This is a genomic window from Roseicyclus sp., from assembly GCF_018402035.1.
Taxonomy (GTDB): domain Bacteria; phylum Pseudomonadota; class Alphaproteobacteria; order Rhodobacterales; family Rhodobacteraceae; genus Roseicyclus.
The window spans coordinates 32,809-51,797 of record NZ_JAGYJN010000010.1 but is presented as its reverse complement, the minus strand read 5'-3'; the positions used below and the strand labels follow the sequence as shown (position 1 = coordinate 51,797).

Sequence of the window (18,989 nt, the reverse complement as noted above, 5' to 3'; positions counted from 1 at the left end):
ATTGCACGCAGCTTTCTCGACTGCGTCATCAAATTGTTTCCGTCGCTGCATAGCGTAGCGCGTGCAGAATCACACCTAGAGGAGCTCTACCCATGAAGATTTCTGGACTTGCGATCGTTGCCGCAATGACGGCTACTGGCGCCGCGGCGCAGGACATCGCCCAAGCGAACAGCGACTGGTTCGTCGCGGGACAGGCCACGCTTGAAGAGCGGCTGGCTTTGCAGCCCAATACCAACCGCGCCCGCAACGTCATCTTGCTCAATGCGGATGGCAACGGCGTCAACACCAACTACGCCATCCGTCTGTTCGCGGGCCAGCAGGCTGGCGGTCTGGGCGACGATCACGTGCTGCCCTATGAAACTTTCCCCCATATGGCGCTGGTCAAGACCTATACAGTCAATGGCCAGACCCCTGACTCGGCCCCGACCGCGTCGGCGATGGTCACCGGCGTAAAAAGCAAGAACACGATGATCAACGTCGACGGCAGTGTGAATGTCGGCGATTGTGCCGCTCTTCCGGGCAACGAACTGACCACCCTGGCGCAAATCGCGGACGGTATGGGCAAGTCGGTCGGTGTCATCTCGACCGCGCGGATCACCCACGCAACCCCTGCAGCCTCTTATGCTGTGACGGTCCATCGCAATTGGGAAAACGACAGCGCGCTGCCCGAAGGCTGCGACACGCAAAAGGACATCGCCGCACAGCTGTTTGACGCGATGAGCAATGGCCTCATTGATCTTGCCATGGGTGGCGGGCGTAACAACTTCCTGCCAACCGGTTTCGTGGATGACGAAGGCAAAGAAGGCCGCCGGACCGATGGCCGCAACCTGATCGCAGAGATCGAAGCGCTTGGCGGCCAGTATGTCTGGAACGACGAAGGCTTTGACGCCCTTGCTACAGGTGGCAATGGCCCGATCCTCGGCCTTTTCGAAGCCTCGCACATGATGTACGAATTCGACCGCACCGGCGAGCCATCTCTGGCCGAAATGACTGCAGCCGCGATCGAGCGTCTGTCGGCCAATGAAGAAGGTTATTTCCTGTCGATCGAGGCTGGCCGCGTCGACCATGCCAACCACGGTGGAAACCTGCACCGTGTTCTGACTGACGGCGTTGCTTTTGCCGAGGCCGTACAGATGGCGATGGATATGACGGATGCCAGCGAGACGCTGATCATCGTTACCGCCGATCATGAACATGCGATCACGTTCAACGGCTATTGCGGCCGTGGGTCCGACATCACCGGTCTTTGCATGAAGATCAACAACAACGGCGTTGAGCACACTGGAGAGGCAAATCTTGCGGCCGACGGCAAGCCTTATACAGTGGCAGGCTATCTGAACGGTGCCGGCTCTGTCCTGACCGCACAGGCCGGCGGTGAGTACTTTGGATCGCGTCCTTCCGTGACCAACGAAGAGGCGATGGACCCCGACTACCTCCAGCAGGCGCTGGTGCCGATGTCGTCGGAAACCCATGCGGGCTCTGACGTTGCCGTCTATGCGCATGGCCCCTTCGCGCACCTGATTGGCGGCACGATCGAGCAGAACGTGATCTTCCACGTCATGCATCATGCTATGACTACCGAATAAGCTGATCTAACAAGCAAAGCCGGGCTCCGCGTAATGTGGGGCCCGTGTCTGTTTCGGCTGCTTTCAGGCGGTCATTGTTCCGCCCGCGGTAACGTTTGGCCAGTCGCGTGTCACGTGATTGTTAAATAATTTCGCTACTTAAAAACTAAAGGAGGATTCGATGCAAAAGCCAACGCGGCGCCACCTTCTGTCTCTCATTTCTGCGTTGCCAGTGGCGGTTACCTTTCCGGCACAACTCCACGCGCAAGACGAGCCACTTCGGTTGCGCGATCTCTACAACCGCGACATGAGCTTTTCCAACGTGGCACTCGCAAACGAGGGCGCACGTATCACGATTGCGGGTTTCATGGCCCCCCCACTGAGGGCCGAGTCGCACTTTTTCGTGTTGACCAAAATGCCGATGGCCGTTTGTCCGTTCTGCGAACCCGGCACGCCATGGCCCGATGACATCCTTGCCGTCTATACAAAGCGGATCGTAAACGTCCTGCCGTTCAACGCGCCAATGTTGACCACGGGTGTGTTGGAACTTGGCGATTACGTTGACCCGGAATTGGGATTTTACTCGAAGGTCCGGCTTGTCGATGCGACCTACGCGCGTGGCTGATATGGATGCTGATCAAGTTGAGCGTGATCTAGCCGGGCTTGATCTGGCCGTGACCGACCTCGACGTTCGAGCTCCCGATGGTCGGCAACTCGTCGGTCTCCACAGCCTTACGTTGGCAGCCGGAAGCTCTCTTGCGATCCGTGGTCCATCTGGGGCCGGCAAATCCTCCTTGTTGTATGCATTGTCCGGTTTGGTGCAGCCGAGGGCTGGAAGAGTGGTTTGGGGCAAAACTGATATTGCGCAACTTGACGAAGCCGCCCGCGCTCGGTTCCGCCGCGAGAACGTCGGACTGATCTTTCAAGACTTCCTGTTGTTCGAGGAGTTGGACGTGATTGATAATGCTTCCCTCGCCGCTGCCTTTGCGCCTCGTGCTGAGCGTGCAGCACGGCGGCGGCAGGCGGTCCACTGGCTTGACCGGCTCGGTCTAGGACGGGCAGGATTGCGCAAGACCGACAGCTTTTCGGGTGGCGAACGGCAGCGCATCGCTGTCGCTCGTGCGCTGTCGGGTGAACCTGCGATCATCCTCGCGGATGAACCGACGGCCAGTCTGGATCGGGCCAGCGCCGACCGGCTGATTGACGATCTCGTCGGGCTTGCGAAAGGTGCTGGTCGGACACTGATCGCCGTGACGCATGATGCGGGACTGGCAGAGCGCATGGACCGCACGTTGACCATGGCCGAGGGCAAGGTCGTCGGAGACGCTCATGGATAGGCTTGCGGATATCTGGTTTGGACTGCCCGCCGGTGTGCAGGATGTCGCGACAACGGTGCTTTTGCTACTGCCGGCGCTGGCGACCGGCGCCATCGTTTTGCGCGGCTACGCGCCCGGGAGGTTGGTGCGGGCCATGTTGCGCCGCTTCAGCACCGCTAACATGGTCTTCGTCGCGCTGATAGCGATCTCGGTCGCCATCGGCGTAGGCCTGACGGCGCAGGAGCGCGGCCTGCGGCAGGGCAGCGCCCGCGCAGCCGGAGCTTTCGATCTGATCATTGCGGCACCGGGTAGCGAGATCACCATGATGCTCGCCGCCGTCTATTTGCAACCTTCTGACGTGCCGCTGCTCACTGGCGCCCAATATGTTGAAGTTGCGTCCGATCCAGATGTGGCACTTGCCGCGCCGATCGCCTTTGGCGACAGTTACCAAGGAGCCCCGGTGATCGGGACAACGGCTGAGTTCGTAACCCATCTGGCAGGCGACGTCGTAGAAGGCCGGATGTTCGCGACCTCGGCAGAGGCAGTTGCCGGCGCCTTTGCGCCGGTTGCCACAGGAGTGAGCTTCACGCCCGCCCATGGACATGGCCCCGCCGCCGAGGCGGATGCGCACGCAGGTTCGGTTTATACCGTCACCGGCCGTATGGCCCCGACAGGAAGCCCATGGGATCGCGCAATTCTTGTTCCGATCGAAGGTGTCTGGGAGGTTCATGGTCTTGCCAATGGCCATGCATTGGATGAGGGCGACCGGATCGGCGCACCTTTCGATGCCGCCTACTTTCCCGGAACACCGGCCATTCTTGTCCGTGCCGATGCCCTCTGGGGCAATTATGCGCTCCAGTCGCGCTACTCCCGGCCCGACATGATGGCCTTCTTTCCAGGCGCAGTTCTAGCGCAACTGCACGGCCTCATGCGTGACGTTCGTGAGGCGATGTCGATGCTGGCCGTGGTGACGCAGGTGTTGGTCACCGTGTCGATCTTGGCCGGGTTGATGATCCTCACCCGCATCTTTGCGCGCGGCCTCGCTCTCTTGCGAGCAATCGGGGCGACACGGCGCTTCATCTTTGCCGTCGTCTGGAGCTATAGCGCCAGCCTGATTTCAGGCGGCGCACTGATCGGTTTGATGCTGGGCTGGCTGTTCGCGTTTGGCTTTTCGCGCATCGTCACAGCCCGGACCGATGTGTTCGTGACAGCAAGCGTCACATGGACCGAAGTCCACCTTGTTGCGGGCTTTTTCAGCCTGACCCTGCTGCTTGCCCTGATACCCGCATGGGCGGCCACCCGCCGCCCGTTGCTCACTGACCTACGCAACTGAGATCATCGGAGTTTGACATGCGTTTTCTCGCTGCCACCATTTCGCTTGCTTTTGCTGCAACACCTCTGCTTGCCCAAGACGACCACAAGCATCTGACTGAAATCGACGGGTTGCGAATTGTTCATGCGTGGATGCCCGCCACTTCGGGCCCGGATGCAATGATTTATATGGAGATCGAGAACGGATCGGACGGTCTCGTGACCCTAAGCGGTGCAGAAGCACCGGACGGGATGACGGTCGAACTGGTCGGCTTCACATATACCGACGGCGTCGAAGCTTGGCAGGTCCTGCCCGCGATGCCGATCGCCGCGGGTGGTAATCTTGACCTAGCACCCAGAGGCGTTGCCCTCCGAATTTCCGGTCTCTCCGCATCCTTGGTTGAAGGCGACGAGATCGAAATCGAGGTCTTGTTCGGCGACCTACGTCTGGACGTGCATGTCGAAGTCGAGGACAAGAATGCCACTGCACATGGCCACGCGGGTCATAACCATTAACCTCGTGATCCTTGCCGGGACATCGCCCTATGCTGTCGGGTTAAATGGAAGAGAAATGTGCCGCACGCAGTGTCTGCCGCCTCGTTGGATAGGAGGTCTATTCGCGCGAAGATGCGTAGCGACATGTCCTTCGATGGCATGTCAAGGCGTAGTTTGGGTGTTGCGGGCCGGTCGGGCGCAGTCGCTCACTATAGGGCTCGTAGCCATCTTCAAGCCTGATCCATAGGGCTAATCGTGCCCTCAATCCTTCGACGATGCAAACGCGGGCCTTCCAAGTGGGTGCTCGCTAATTCATCGTGGTGCATGCTGTAACGGCTAGCGGACAAGTGCCTGCCCAACCTGCTCGCCCCACGGTTCCCCTACCAGAAAGCAAAGATCATACAGGCTGATCGCGGACGCCTCGCGCCTGCAGGTTAGCCGCTTCAGCACCTCGGGCGCCAGATATGCCAACCTTAGCTGCCTGCTAACATGGCGCTCTGCGAGGTTTACGGCGATGGCCAAATCCCGAACGGTGCCGAACTCGCCGGCCTCCATGCGCCGTCGCCAACCCTCAGCCGTTGGCCTGATCAAGTTCCAAGGACCGTGGCCCCTCGAACCTTGGCCCGGGGGGCCGTCGGATCATGGACCGAGGACTTCGATATCCGCTTGAGAGGGGGGGGGGTGAGTGCTGCGGCCCCACACGAGTGTTATAATATAACACAAATGCAGATCAGGCAAGCACCAGGGGGGGGCAGGATGCGGGGTTCTAGGTTAGATTACTGTGGTCCGCGGATCAGGATCGCGGCGGGGGACGGCGCGGCACGCGGCCATTGTTTCTCGGCCCTCGGTCCTTCTAGGAAATCGCGCGCACCACCCGCGAACATAGCCTATATTTGCCACCAACCCACCAACGCAACGGGGGTAATTGGAGCCTTTCCATCCCCATGAAAACGACGCCAGCCGGACCCCCACCCGCCTTTTTGACCCCCTTGCTGTAAGCAAGCACCTATCTTGTTTGGTCGCCAAATTCTGTTGGCTACTTTTTCGTTCGGGCTTGTTGTTGGCATACAAGTCGTCACCATCTACCCGAACTGCCCCGCGGTGTCGTTGCAACGCAGCTCAACAAGGCCTGAGGACCGAGGTGCGGGCTGCGCGTGCCGAGCACTGCGATGCCTTGGCCCACATTCCCTGCCCGTGTAACGGGGACTGGTGACTGGGGACCTTCGCGCTGAGGCAATCGGATCATGGACCGAGGACCTTGCAACTCGGATCCCAGTCTATCGGATTTTTACCCAATCCCCTGAAGCATTGAACCATTAGCATGCAACAGACGACACCATGTAAAACGGATATCCATTTGGGCATGATGCATCAGAGCCATGACAAGCTAAAATTACCGAATTTTTGTTGATTGCACTACGCCCGAAAAACGATCTTTGTACAGAAAAAGAGATTATTTTTTCCTCCAATAATGCATATTCACTATAACCAAACGAGATATCTATTCTTGAAATACTCCCGTCACTCATTACTGCATTAATCCCAAAAGGCTTTATTGAAGTTGGTGAACTTACGACAACAAATACAACATTTCCATGGTTTTTTGTCTCAAGCGAGGAGGAGAAGAAGCTCACAGAATAGTCAATGGTTGGGGATTTGCCATCGCTAAACGGACCGTGTGACTGCGTAAGGTAAAAAATAAAATCCTCTATAACTAAGTTGGCGACAGACCGCAGTGTTTCTTGATAGTACTCATTGGGTAAACCACTTTCAAAATTGACTGATGTGCAACGCTGCGCTTTTGGAGGAGATGGACACAATTCGTTCATTGTATCCGCTTGGGTAATCTGAGCTATGGCTGACCAAAATATTAGGACATACACGAACTTGTCGGCGAGCTTCATTGGCAATAAATCTCTAAATTTGTTATGCTTGGAGCCATATGACTCCAACGCGGTCGCGTTGTGCACCGCGTTGGCACGTTCGGTTGGATTGGTGCGATAGGTTGAAAAACTAGGGGTGGTCGCGCGCATCGCTCGCCTGTTAAGATGTAAAGCTGTTGATCGACCAATCTTTCACCAACGGACCCTCTGGGCGAAATACTGCAAGCTGACCGCAGTTGGATGATGCGGTTTTGTAGATCTTGTTGGGGATTGGCTGGGCTGCCACTTTGGACGGGCGGCCTACTGACTTGCCTAATCGCAGGCGTCTCTCGAAAAGCAGTCATAAATAAACGATCAACATCGTTATGTACGTTGCGTACAAGCAAAAGGCTTGCCTCTGTGCGAGGTCCCCACAGTCCATCGAGCGCTCCATTATATCCATAATTGTTTGCAAGCCATTTTTGGATGCGCGTTCGGTCTGATGCTGACAATTGAAAAAAGGTACGTTTTGCTTCATTTATCCACTCAGATTGGCTCGTGCGGTTTTCTTGTGGAGTATTGATTGTAAGCGCTGCTTCCTTAAATCCCACAAAAGCAGTCTGAGCACTACTCTTGAGCGAGGTAAATGTGGCAGCGGTTTCCACCATTATATCTTGTGCCCATGCAAAGTTGGGCTCATTAAGAGACGATCTTAAATATAATATAAAACCTACAACAACAAAAAAAACGATAAAGGTAATTTTTTTAGGGGATCGGAACGTATTTCTGTTTTGGCGTGTAGGGGGTGTAGTAGGGGCTTCTTGATGCAGCTTACGGGACAATTGAGAGGGATGTTCGGTTTTGGGTGATCGCAAAGGAGGTTCAATTCTCTGGGCCATCTCGCACCTGCCTTCTGTTTTGCAGCGATCGACCGCACCATCCTTGGTAGCTACACCGTTGCCCATATTCTCTCAACTTACAACTTAGTCGTAAGTTCTCTTGGTGAAGCCGACGGGTCAAGTGTTTGTGCGTAAGGCGTCGGTGGCTCTCGTTGATGCTTTCCACGATCCTTGATCTTCCGTGCTGATGATGGCTCTGTGGTTGGGTCGCAGACCGCGGTTCTTGGAACTAGGCCCTCGACTGCCACCGCAAATAATGTTATATCATAACACTCATGATGGGGTTAAAATGAAGTTTCGGAAGGGCAATACAATCGGCATCGTCACGCGCTTTGGGCCCGATTGGCCCGGAGTACGTTGTGGCGCAAAGACCCGGTCGGGTGAGCCATGCAAAAAGGCCTCGATGAAGGGTCGATCCCGCTGCCGAAATCACGGAGGTGAAGTCGACCGGACCTCGGACCGAGGAGGGACGTGCTCGGATCGCGGCCGCGCAGACGACGCATGGACGGTTGACGAAAGAGGCCCGCGCAGAGGCCAAGCGGCGGGCGCAGGTCGGGCGCGAGATCCGTGCGGAGCTAAAGAAATTGAGCGTTGGGCTGTGTCAGAAGGTCTGCTGGATCGTGATTGGAAGGACCAGTTTAAGCCTTTGAACCAGCCCCACTTCCAATTCATCAGCCACAGGTCCAAGGAGCGCGCTTAGCGCCTCGACAGCGGTCTGTCCCTCGCCAGTGCGCAATATTAAACCTGAGCAAAGTACCGTGAACCTCGGACCTTGGCTTGCACTGGTACAAAGTCATGGAGAGGGTAGTGGGCGCACAACATCTCGACGCTCGGCCCCTCGCACCTAGGGCCTTGTCAATCTCGCGGGTGAGGGCGCCGATCTCGGGGTTGCGTCAGCCTGTTTCTTGCGCCAATCGGCGGCGGCATCTGGCCCTCAAAGGCCGGATTACCAATAAGAGGTATATATAGGGATTCCGGCCTTTGAGCGCTGGATTGCGCGCGCAAGCGCGTGCAGGACTGCGGGTTTCAGTAAGTCCCGACAGCGATGGAAAGTCCCGGACAGGCATTTCAGTAAGTCGCGGACAGCGATTTCAGTAAGTCCCGACAGCTATGGGCGGTTTGACGGTTGATCATTGCCAGCGATGTCGCGGCACTCTGTCGGTCTTGGAGACTGGAGGGAAGTATGCCACGACGCAAGCAAGCGAGGCGAATGACCGTGCAAGACATACGAACGATTTTAAGGCTGGACACATGAACAGGGTCTTTCGGTGCGAGAGATCGGACTTCGGCTCAAGCTCAGCAAGACGACGGTGGCGACATATCTGCTTCTGTGCGCGAGAGGCCGGGCTGGAACTGCTGGCCGCCGCCATCCGAACGCGATAATGACACCACGCTAGAAGCCGCACTTTTCCAGCGAATGGGCTGGGGTTCCAGCCCGCGATCTGCATGAACCCGGACTGGGCCAAGGTTTCCACCGAACTGAAGCGCAAGAGAGGCGGTCCGCTGTGGCAGGAATATCGGGCGGCATCCTGATGGCTACGGCTACACGTGGTTTGCGAACAGTTCCGGGCCTTCGAGAACCGCACTATCTGAGCTTCCGCAACCGGCACGAAGCAGGCGCGGTCATGCAGACCGATTACGCCGGACATACGATCCCGGTCACAGACCCGGCCACGGGGCGGTGCATCAGGGCGCAGATCTTTGTCGCTGTGTTGGGTGCATCAAACTACACCTTTGCTTGGGCCAGCCTGACCCAGACGCTGCCAGACTGGATTGAGGCACAGGTCCGCGCGCTGAAGTTCTTCGCGGCGTGCTCCAAGGCGATTGTCTGCGACAATCTTAAAGCTGCTGTTGTGAAGCCGCTCTGGTTCGAGCCTGCGATCACCCAGACCTTCGCCGATATGGCGACGCATTATGACACGACCGTGCTGGTCACCTACGCGCCGCGCAAGCCCAGAGATAAAGGCAAGGTCGAAGGCGCTGTGCTGATTATCGAGCGCTGGATATTGGCCCGGCTGCGCAACATGCAGTTCTTCTCGGTCATGCAGCGCTCAACATCACCATTGCGGAATTGCTGGCCGAGATGAACGACATCGCCCGATGCGGCGGATTGGCCGGTCACGGCGGGAGCTGTTCGAGGATATCGAACGCCCCGCGCTGCGCGATCTTCCCCCTGAACCGTTTGAATATGCCGAATGGAAACAGGCCAAGGTGCATGCCGATTACCATGTCGATGTGCTTCACAGCTTTTATTCGGTGCCTCATCGCCTGATTGGCAAGAAGGTCGATATCCGGCTGACGCATCGTATGGTCGAGGTCTTCCACAATCACGCTCGCGTTGCTGTTCACACGCGCCGTGGCACACGCGGCGGCCACTCCACCGTGAAGAACACATGCCCAAGGCGCATCAGCGGCATGGTGGCATGACCCCGGAATACCTGATCATCCGCGCGGGCCGCGTGGGCTACCACGTCGCTGTCCTTGTCGAGCGTCTGATGCGCGACCGACCCTATCCGAACAAGGTTATCGCTCATCCCTCAGTTCTGAGCCTTGAGCGCAGATTTACAAAGACAGGTTGGGCCGCCTGCGACCGGGCGCTGACCCACAACACTGTCAGCTATGTCCGGTCAAGTCGATCCTGGTCACTGGCTTGACAAAGCCGCGCCATCGATCCGGCTACGATCACGCCCAATCCCGCGTCACGACAACATTCGTAGCGCCGCCTATTACCAGTAACAGCAGAAAGGACAAAACGATGCTGACACATCCCACCCTTGATCAAATGGCCAGTCTTTGGCCTGAACGGCATGGTTGCCGCCTTTCGCGCGCCTTGGCCGAGCAGGTGACCCCGGCGAGGCGCTGAACCGCAATGAATGGCTGGGTATGATGCTTGATCGCGAGGTTGCCCATCGTGCTGACAAGCGATTTGCCAACAGGCCTGTGAATGCAAAGATGCGCTTTCCCAATGCCTGCATTGAAGACATCAGATTTACCGCCACCCGTGGCCTTGATCGCCGACAGATCCTGTCATTGGGTCAGGTGGGTGGCTCAAGGCCCATGAACAGATCATTTTACCGGCCAAACAGGCACCGGCAAAACCTGGCTCGCCTGCATTCGCCCATCAAGGGCCCGCATGGATTATTCCAGGGCCTATGCCCGCATGCCGCGCCTCTTGAAGATCTGGCCACAGCCCGCTCGATGGACGCTTTCCAAAACTGATCGACAAGCTTGCGCGCGTCCAGCTCCTCGTTTTGATGACTGGGGCACCCAATGTTCGACAGATCAGCAGCGCCTCGATCTGCTGGAGCTGTTCGAGGAACGATATCAATGCCGATCAACCATCATCACCGCGCAGCTGCCCGTCTCAGGCTGGCACCAGATGATCGGCGAACCCACCATTGCTGACGCGATCCTTGACCGCATCATACACAATGCCCATCGCGTCGAACCTGGGGGCGACAGCATGCGCCGAAAAAGCCAAGCCCAAGGATTGACCCAAGCCCAAACTCCGAAACCATCACCACAGACGAATGACAGCAACGCAGTGACCAGCCGCCGACCAAGTGTCCGACTACCGAAACGGCTGTCCGCGACTTAGTGAAATCGCTGTCCGGTATTTCTGAAATCCGCACAGGACCCCGCCTTAATGCCCTTATCCCCTCAAACCACACCGTTTCGAGGAAAGCGCCTACCCACCCCGTTGCAGCCTTAAATTCTGGGCTGAGAAAAAAAGATCCGTCTACAGGACGGTTGGTCGGGGTTGTAGTCAATGACATATTCGACCAGCGGTCTGTTTTTTTGAACGCCGCACATTGCGCCCACGGCCAAGAGCCTGCTCTAAGCTATCTTCCGTGATCGCAGCGCGTACCGCTTCGACCGTTGGATCCGATGCTCAACATGCTTCATGATCCATCCGGCAGACGGATCTTGCGCCATCGAATCGTACCTTTCGCTGCTGGGTACCATTTCTCTTCAGCAGGGAGCGCAGAAATAATCTTTCCAGAGAGTACAGCTGCAGTGTCTTCGACCTGAACAGGGCCAACAGCGGTGCGACTTGCCACGATAAGTGCTGAGACTTCGAACACGCTGGGCTCGCGGAGCGCCAAAATGGCTCCAGCTGTACGCCAGCGTGCTGATCTTCAGGCAGCTGCTCGCGAATGAACTTCGGACAATAAGCCTGTACGCCCGTGCATACGTGTACAGGCAGGCAAAGAGCCAAAGGCGCGCTGACCACGCAGCTCCTTCGAGTGTTCCATAGCTAAGATCCGATCACGCAGCTGGAACCTCTGGAACCCCATCGCTATCCCACTTCAGTCAAAAGACAGTTAGACTATATGACTGGCCAAATCGTCATGATCGACGGTGGAATGACGCTGGTCTGACGAATGAGTTTCATTAGCGGGGATCACCCCGTGGAGGAAAATGGCAAGCATGTCAAAGTCAGACATCGGACGACTTTTGGCAAGGCAAGGCATTTGATTGCTTTTGCCCTGTTTATCATCGGGTTCACGATCGCGAACGACGGTTTCTCAGCCCTGAAAACGTGATGGGCGTGGTCCGTTCATCTGCAATCCTTGGGGTAATGGCGCTTGGTGTTACCTTTGTGGTGATCAGCGGAAATCTCGACTTGTCGGTTGGGTCGATGATGTCGTTTTCAACCATTGTCGTGTTGGGTCGGCATGACAAGATTGGACCAGCCTTGCCATTCCGGCAATGTTTGCCATGACGTTAGGCCTGGGCGCGTTTATCGGGTTCTTGGTTGGCTACCTTAAACTGAATTTCGATCGTAACCTTGGGTATGTTGTCGGCGATCCACGGGCTGACACTCGACCTATTCAGGTGGTCAAAACATGGATATCGCCGACAAAGAAGGCAACGTGGTTGAAGGTCTTGGTCGAAGGAACAGCGCTTGGCATTCCTGTCCCAATCTTGATATTTTTGTTGGGCTCGCCGCATTTGTTGGGATCAGGTTATGAAGACGCTGTTCGGCTGCAAAGTGTATGCTGTGGGTGGTAACGACTGCAGGCCACCTTTCGGGCATCCGCCGCGCACGCATTGTATTCCTTGTGCTACATTATGTCGGCAGGTTGTGTTGCTACAGCTGGGCCTATGCAGGCAAGTCGCTCTTGGGATCGCAGAACACTGTGGGGCAGGGGCTAGAGCTTGATGTTCTGGCAGCGGTGATCCTGGCGGAGCGCGTCGCTTCGGGCGGTTCCGGTACCATTTTCAAACTGTCATAGGCGTTCTGATCCTTGGTTTATCTGTGAACGGTCTGCTGCTTGTGGGTCTGCAATTCTATGTCCAATACGTTGTGACTTGGGTCATTATCATCCTTGCTGTCTGGCCTGACAGGCCAAACGCGGCAAACTGTGGTCAAATATAGCTTAGGGGGTGAAGCACATGGAAGTCGCAAAACTGTCCAAGTTTATGAAGAATAAGCCGCGATTTGGGGATTTATCGTGCTAGAGTTGATCTTTCAGCGTGGCAGGTGAATTTCTGTCCTGTCAGATAAGGCGTTTATGGACGTCGACAATATGCTGGTTGCTGCTCAAACAATCTGCACCGATCGGCATCATCGCGATTGGGATGACCGTCATCAGATCAACGGCAATATTGACCTCAGCGTAGGAGCTGATTTTCGCCCTGTCTGCGGTGATCTGCGATAGTACATGGTCGATCTTTGCGGGCTTCGGGGATTGGGTCATTCCGGTGGCTTGGGGTCTTGCCTTGCTCATACGGTGTCGTTCTTGGGGCGATCAACGGCGTGATTGTTTCAGCACAGGCGTTGACGCATTTCTATTGTGACACTGGGTTCCATGCTGGGGTTTCGCGGCTTGTGTTCATGTACAATGGCGAAACCCGACCTCACATCTCAACTGGACCTCGTTGATTTTGCCGAGACGCAGTTTCTTGGCCCTCATACGGCGATGTGGTTTCTGCGGTTGTGACCTTGATCATATGGTATGTGATGACGCGTACGGTGCATGGCCGCAATGCCTATGCCATCGGTAACAATCGGAAGCCGCCGTCAACGCAGGTATCCGCGTGGCCCGCATATGGTGATCAATTTATGATTATCGGTTTCTAGCAGCCCTGTCGGCTGTAGTGTTTTATCTGAAAGTGGGTCGGTCAATCCCAATGATGGCCAACTGTATGAACTTTGGGTAATCACGGCCGTGGTCCTGAGGCACTAAGCCGAACGGCGGTGCGGGTCTGCATCTTATCCACATTGGCGTAGGTTCTGGCGATCCAGCTTCTGCGCAAGGTTGGGCCACATCGGTGCTGATAATACCGAAACAGTGAACCTTGTGATCGGTTTGATCTTATTTCGCGGCAGTGCTGGATTCTGATCGTCAGTTGAACGTAAAAGGCAAAGAGGAGTTGGAAGATATGACCGATCAAGCCCCAGCCTTGCGGCTCGAAGGTACTGTTAAAACGTTCCCTGGGGTACGCGCATTGACGGTGTGTCTTTTTTCGGTGATGCCTGGGAGGTCCACGCTTTGATGGGTGAGAACGGTGCTGGAAAATCGACCTTGATGAAAGTTCTGGGTGGTATTTATCAACCGATCAAGGCCAGATTATCGCTCAACGAAGTGCCAACGGTGATGACATCGCCATTGCAAGCAAAACTAAGGCATCGTGTTTATTCATCAACTCAGCCTCGAAGAATTGACCGTGGCTGAAAACATCTATCTAAGGCGAGTTGCCCTGCCTGTCATTCGGGCGGGTTGGATTGGGCCAAGCTTTACGCAAGAACTGACGCGATTTTGGCAAAGCTCAAAGTGGGTTCAACGTAAAGACCCGTGTCGGGGACCTGTCTATTGCCAATCAGCAAATGGTTGAAATCGCGTGCTTTGACGGTTGATGCAAAGGCCGTGATCTTTTGATGAACTGACCGTATCGCTAACCGATGCCGAGAAAGTCGTGTTGTTTGAAGTTATAGCTGATCTGCAATCGCAAGGCGTTGGGATCATTTATATCTCGCACCGGATGGAGGAGATATTTAAGATTACCGACCGTATAAGTGTTCTGCGGACGGTCGTATCGGGGCACGCTAGAGACAAGACAGACCAACGAAGACGAGGTCACACAATTGATGATTGGCCGCGCACTGATTTGTCGCAGTAAAGTTGAGCACATTGGGCGATGTCGCGTTGGAAGTTTGTACCCGTCCTGCGGCATGCTCTTCAAGGACGTCTGTTTTGAAGTACGTCGTGGCGAGGTGTTGGGTTTCTATGGGTTGGTTGGGGCTGGCGCACCGAAATTCGTCGAAAACGCTTTTTTGGTATGCGCAACCCAAGCAGCGGTAGAATACTTTTGACGGCGAAGAGGTCAAAATTTCCTCGCCTGCCGATGCGATTTCCAAAGGTATCTCGCTGGTTCCCTGAGGATCGCAAAGGCCAGGGTCTTGTTTTGGCATGTGAACTGCCGCGACAACATGACCTGCCGCAGGTTGGTGATCTCACCGCAGGCCCTTTTGTCGCTGAAGGGGCAGAAATCGCCATTTTCGACCAGTACCGGGAAAAAGCTGGATATTCGGACACCGAGCTGGAAACAATCTGTCAGCGGCAATCTGTCGGGCGGAAACCAGCAAAAGATTGTCAATGCAAAATGGCTATCGATGCATCCCAAGGTACTGATCGTCGATCGAACCGACGCGCGGTATCGACGTTGGTTCGGTCGAAATTCACAACCTGATCCGCGAGTTGGCAGCGCAAGGCTATGCTGTGATCGTCGTCAGCTCTGAAATGCGCGAAGTCCTCTGCGTTAGTGACAAGATCGTCGCGATGTTTGCGGGCAAGGTTATGCGGACGTTCACGTTTGGAAGAAGTAACGGAAGATAACCTTATTCAGGCAATTTCAGGAATCACTGCCGCAGATAGTCTTCCTGACATGCGCGTTGGGTTTGTTGGTTTGGGGCGGATGGGTTTCGATATGGCTCATAACCCGTCCTTTCCGGGGCATGATGTGGCAGTCTAGAACTGAACGACGCACAAAGCCTCAGGACTCTTTCGGCTGAGACTGGTTGTCGCGTTGACTATGTTGGCAGATGATAATTCTGCCGAGCACGTCCATTATGATCCTGACGGTCTATTCGCCGGACGAATGGGTCAAAACGCCGCTGCCAGAGCAAACCGGTTAAGGCGGGCAGGGCATCCCTTCAGCTACGGTGGATGATAAAACGCATCCCACTTCGCTACTTCAAAAGCAGTTCTGAGTTGATCGGTTTGCCGATGGTGCATGTTTGGTTTCGCTTCGAACGTGGAGTGATCTTTCTGCACGAACGCGGCATCGAGATCAGCCACGAAACAGTTCGGATTTTGGTAGAACAGATTTGGTCCAATGTTTGCTTTGGAAATCAGGGCGAAACCGCACAAGCCTGTTGAAGCGTTAATTTGAAGTGGCGACGTATTCCTTATTGATCCGCTCGATCAGGTAGCGACATGCCGCCACCGCAGTCCGCTCGAACTACGAGATCGGCAGCGTCACTTCGCTGACGGCGCTTATGATACCCGAAAGTACCATGACGCGATCGCTGACCGCGGCGCAAATGCCGTCATACCGCCTGGCAAGAACGCGAAGCCGTGGAAGACCGTCATCGCTGGTGCTGTCGCTAGAAACGAGGCCCTACGGCCGCCGAAATATCTCGGCCGTGCGATCTGGCGAAATCTGGAGTGGATACCACTGACGAAGCCGTTTCGAAACAAAGATGCACTGTATAAAACTGCTGGGGCTGGCCGAGGCCCACGGCATCGACGTTCATCGCGGCACCGTGTGGCGGGTTCTGCGTGGCTCGATTGACGCATAAAAAGACCTGCAGGCGCTTGAGCAGAAGCGCAAGGATGTTGCCGACCTGCGCAATATCTGATCACGAAACGTCAGGCCCTTCATGGCCAACCATCTGGAAAGGCTGGCCTTCATCGATGAAACTTCAGTCAAAACTAATATGGCTAAGACGACCGGCTGGGCACCGCGCGGGCAGCGTTTGATCGATCATGCACCGTTTGGGCACTGGCGCACCTAAACATTTGTCGGCGCCCTCCGGCATAACCGGCTGGATGCGGGCCCTTTGGTCATCGGATGGGGGCAATGAACGGCGAAATGTTTGATCGATATGTAGCGACACAACTGGGGTCTCCAACATTGCGGGCAGGCGATGTCGTCATTCTCGACAACCTGTCCAGTCACAAGACCCCCTCTGGTGGCCCGGGCACCCTGCGCGAGATTGGCGCATGGTTCCTGTTCCTGCCGCCCTACAGTCCCGATCTGAACCCAATTGAAATGGCGTTCTCGAAACTCAAAGCACTGATCAGAAAAGCCGCGGCCTGGAATGATACGATAACCTCTGGCAAGCCGTCGGACGTGTTTGCGACCTGTTCTCAGAAGAGGAATAAGTTATAACTTCTTCAAAGCAGCAGGATATGAGGCCAATTAACTGCAACGTGCCTGAATTCAAGCAGCACCCGCTTGCTTCTGCCTTGGCCATTATTTCTTTGAGCTGGTCAGTGGAGACCTAGTATGGGCTCGTCTGTCAACACAAACGCATGGTTCGTGTTTGCGATCGCAATATCAGATAAAATTAATGCTGGATCGAACAACACCATTGGCGCTCGGTTCTCGACCTCGTAGCATGAAAACGGTCGTTGACGCGGTGCTTGAGTAAACATGGTCGTGGAATTCGGACTGACTTGAGAATACCGGATGCGCAAAAGGGGCAAGAAAAAGCTTGGCTCACTCGGCAGAGTCGGGTCTGGCGTCCTTCGGTGCCTTCATAAAAGGCGTCAAGGTCATCTTCACGGATCCAGCCGACAGTGGGCATATTAACCTTCAAGTCGCGACAGTCCTCATTATGCCGTCGGCGTGTCGAACCCACCCATCCAGCTTCATCAATCAACATCACGACATAAGCGTAACAGCGCTAGTATTTCCGTGAACAAGCGATTGACAGAAATGGCGGACGATGAACCGGCCGTAAACCGCCGACGGTGTGACCTTCAGTCAGCAATTTCGAAGGTGCACACGACACTCGATCTCACCTCTTGCTCCTGCAGCACACCGATGATCTGCTTTTCTGAAACTCAGCGTAATATCTCTCCCTTCAAATCGGCTGGGATCCGAGTACATGCCGTAGATGAAAACTAAAGGCCAGGTTGTGCACAACTCAAAGGGGCAATATTGGGAAGTTAAGCAGGCGTACCGGGCCGCACCAACCACCGGCACGCCTGCAAAGATCGGGACCACATGTAGCGGCCACGCGGTCGGCGAAATCTCGGCCGACCTGGTGGGCTCCGGAGCTGGTTCGCCGCCATCCCCACCGCCGGGGCGCTCGATCCGCCCCACAGTGCGGCGTTCCTGCGGTCCCCGCGCTTGTCGGGTCCCCATCAGTTCTGGGCCGCCTTGGCTACTCCGCTTCGGGCGGCGGGGCGGAGGCCATCTCGGTGATTGCTTGAAATTCTGTCAGAAACTCCGGCCGATGCTGCATCAGGTAACGGAGGATCCGGGCGTACCTGAGCAATTTCCAGATACCCCTTTGATGACAGTCAGCTGCAGGTGGTCTTGGCCGTAGGAGTCTTGGATCGAAGTGATAATTCTCCTGCAGCCGGGCCAGCTCGTGCTCCATGCGGGCCATGGCCTCGGGGGTGATGCCTCATCTTCTTGGGCTTGGTGTCCACCAGCTGTGCTTGGGGCGTTCCGGCAAGGATCGCGGAGATGCATTTGGAGAATAATTGTTTGCGTTCATCATCAGTTCGGCCGTCTTCGATCTGGCGCATTGCTTTCATCTTGCGTAGGGTTTCGAACACGGCGGTCGCGCAGTGTTTGTCCTTCAGGATGCTGACGGCTTCTTCGCAGATCCCGTCTAGGGAGCTTTGGCCTTGCGCAATAATGCTGCGCGGATTGCGTCGAGCGCCAGCGCGATCTTTTCCTCGAGACCCCAGGCTCACCGTTTGCGGATCATCTTGTGCTCCTGGATGGGCGCAAGGCGTCGATCCGCTTGTTGTATGTGAAGGCCTCGTCGTCCGTGGAGATCAGACATTCGACCTTTCTTGGAAAAGCCGAGATCCTTCAACACCTCGATGCGGATATGCCCATCGAGCAGCATATAGGTGTCTTCCCACCCGGGGATCGCGTGACGACCGGCGGCCTGACTAGCCCATCACTTCCTGATGGATGCGGTGATCTGACGATACTTGCGGCTGGATTTGACCGATGCCGAGTGTGCCGCACTGGCAGGATGGCCGCAACTGGCACAGTGACACAATCGCTTTCAAAGCCGAGCGTGACCGCGTCTTGGGATTTGCGCTTGCCCCGGCTCATTCCGCTGCCCTGGTTCCAAGGGATTGCCCGAGATAGGGTTGGCAATGTGTCCAGCTCCTTCCGCACGCAAGAGCGTCAGGAAGTGATCATCGTCACGCAACAACCGCCGAAACGCCTCCACGACGAACATCAGGCGCTTCCTGCGTCAGTCGCTGGCCTTCTTGATCAGCACCTTTGGCGTTCTGTTTGTTGGTAGGCGCGCAATGAGGGCGTCGCTGGTCAAAG

14 protein-coding genes and 5 pseudogenes are annotated in these 18,989 nt (G+C 55.9%); 16 read left to right on the top strand and 3 right to left on the bottom strand.

The features are described from left to right. Positions 1-92 precede the first annotated feature (92 nt). The 5 genes from KG698_RS13040 (at position 93) to KG698_RS13020 (ending at position 4,708) form a co-directional block, all read left to right on the top strand. A complete protein-coding gene (locus KG698_RS13040; protein WP_213686003.1) occupies positions 93-1,586 on the top strand; it encodes an alkaline phosphatase in 1,494 nt (497 codons plus the stop codon). Positions 1,587-1,986: 400 nt separating this feature from the next. Next, the gene (locus tag KG698_RS15705) at positions 1,987-2,190 is read left to right on the top strand and encodes a hypothetical protein (protein WP_300983955.1); all 204 of its coding nucleotides are present in this window, start codon (positions 1,987-1,989) and stop codon (positions 2,188-2,190) included. 1 nt (position 2,191) lies between these two features. Next, complete coding sequence (locus tag KG698_RS13030; RefSeq protein ID WP_213686006.1) at positions 2,192-2,902, top strand: ABC transporter ATP-binding protein; 711 nt, start codon at positions 2,192-2,194, stop codon at positions 2,900-2,902. Beyond that, positions 2,895-4,214 carry an FtsX-like permease family protein gene (locus tag KG698_RS13025; protein WP_213686001.1) on the top strand — a complete coding sequence of 440 codons (1,320 nt, stop codon included), beginning with the start codon at positions 2,895-2,897 and terminating at the stop codon, positions 4,212-4,214. Before KG698_RS13030 ends, KG698_RS13025 begins: the two co-directional genes overlap by 8 nt. Before the next feature lie 17 nt (positions 4,215-4,231). Then, entirely contained in the window at positions 4,232-4,708 is a 477-nt protein-coding gene (locus tag KG698_RS13020) for a copper chaperone PCu(A)C (RefSeq protein WP_213686000.1), read from the top strand. A gap of 1,295 nt (positions 4,709-6,003) precedes the next feature. On the opposite strand, the gene KG698_RS13015 is transcribed toward KG698_RS13020, so the two are convergent. Beyond that, positions 6,004-6,720 carry a hypothetical protein gene (locus KG698_RS13015; protein WP_213685999.1) on the bottom strand — a complete coding sequence of 239 codons (717 nt, stop codon included), beginning with the start codon at positions 6,718-6,720 and terminating at the stop codon, positions 6,004-6,006. A gap of 915 nt (positions 6,721-7,635) precedes the next feature. On the opposite strand from KG698_RS13015, the gene KG698_RS15700 reads away from it, so the two are divergent. The 8 genes and pseudogenes from KG698_RS15700 to KG698_RS12985 all read left to right on the top strand — a co-directional run bounded on the left by KG698_RS15700 (position 7,636) and on the right by KG698_RS12985 (position 15,195). Further along, positions 7,636-8,148 (top strand): HGGxSTG domain-containing protein, encoded by a 513-nt coding sequence (locus KG698_RS15700; RefSeq protein WP_367114100.1) that lies wholly within the window; start codon positions 7,636-7,638, stop codon positions 8,146-8,148. A gap of 483 nt (positions 8,149-8,631) precedes the next feature. Next, positions 8,632-10,184: pseudogene (istA, locus tag KG698_RS13010) on the top strand (IS21 family transposase). 147 nt (positions 10,185-10,331) lie between these two features. Next, a pseudogene (locus KG698_RS15695) lies at positions 10,332-10,421 on the top strand (AAA family ATPase); the annotation flags it as partial. Positions 10,422-10,530: 109 nt separating this feature from the next. Further along, positions 10,531-11,046: pseudogene (locus KG698_RS15690) on the top strand (ATP-binding protein); the annotation flags it as partial. 1,252 nt (positions 11,047-12,298) lie between these two features. Next, positions 12,299-12,424, top strand: a complete 126-nt coding sequence (locus tag KG698_RS15685; RefSeq protein WP_300983950.1) for a hypothetical protein — start codon at positions 12,299-12,301, stop codon at positions 12,422-12,424. A gap of 424 nt (positions 12,425-12,848) precedes the next feature. Continuing rightward, a pseudogene (locus KG698_RS15680) lies at positions 12,849-13,835 on the top strand (ABC transporter permease); the annotation flags it as partial. 116 nt (positions 13,836-13,951) lie between these two features. After that, positions 13,952-14,131, top strand: coding sequence for an ATP-binding cassette domain-containing protein (locus KG698_RS15675; protein WP_300983948.1), 180 nt, complete (start codon positions 13,952-13,954; stop codon positions 14,129-14,131). 725 nt (positions 14,132-14,856) lie between these two features. Then, positions 14,857-15,195 (top strand): hypothetical protein, encoded by a 339-nt coding sequence (locus KG698_RS12985; protein WP_213685997.1) that lies wholly within the window; start codon positions 14,857-14,859, stop codon positions 15,193-15,195. 418 nt (positions 15,196-15,613) lie between these two features. On the opposite strand, the gene KG698_RS15925 is transcribed toward KG698_RS12985, so the two are convergent. After that, a complete protein-coding gene (locus tag KG698_RS15925) occupies positions 15,614-15,754 on the bottom strand; it encodes a hypothetical protein (protein WP_213685996.1) in 141 nt (46 codons plus the stop codon). A 167-nt stretch (positions 15,755-15,921) separates the two neighbouring features. Here KG698_RS15925 and KG698_RS12975 point away from each other — a divergent pair. From KG698_RS12975 to KG698_RS12970, 3 genes and pseudogenes are all read left to right on the top strand, one after another. Further along, a pseudogene (locus KG698_RS12975) lies at positions 15,922-16,134 on the top strand (transposase); the annotation flags it as partial. Positions 16,135-16,338: 204 nt separating this feature from the next. Further along, positions 16,339-16,473 (top strand): hypothetical protein, encoded by a 135-nt coding sequence (locus KG698_RS15665; protein ID WP_300983946.1) that lies wholly within the window; start codon positions 16,339-16,341, stop codon positions 16,471-16,473. 65 nt (positions 16,474-16,538) lie between these two features. Beyond that, the gene (locus tag KG698_RS12970; RefSeq protein WP_213685995.1) at positions 16,539-16,850 is read left to right on the top strand and encodes a transposase; all 312 of its coding nucleotides are present in this window, start codon (positions 16,539-16,541) and stop codon (positions 16,848-16,850) included. 1,139 nt (positions 16,851-17,989) lie between these two features. On the opposite strand, the gene KG698_RS15920 is transcribed toward KG698_RS12970, so the two are convergent. Then, a complete protein-coding gene (locus tag KG698_RS15920) occupies positions 17,990-18,391 on the bottom strand; it encodes a plasmid partitioning protein RepB C-terminal domain-containing protein (RefSeq protein WP_213685994.1) in 402 nt (133 codons plus the stop codon). Positions 18,392-18,989 lie beyond the last annotated feature (598 nt).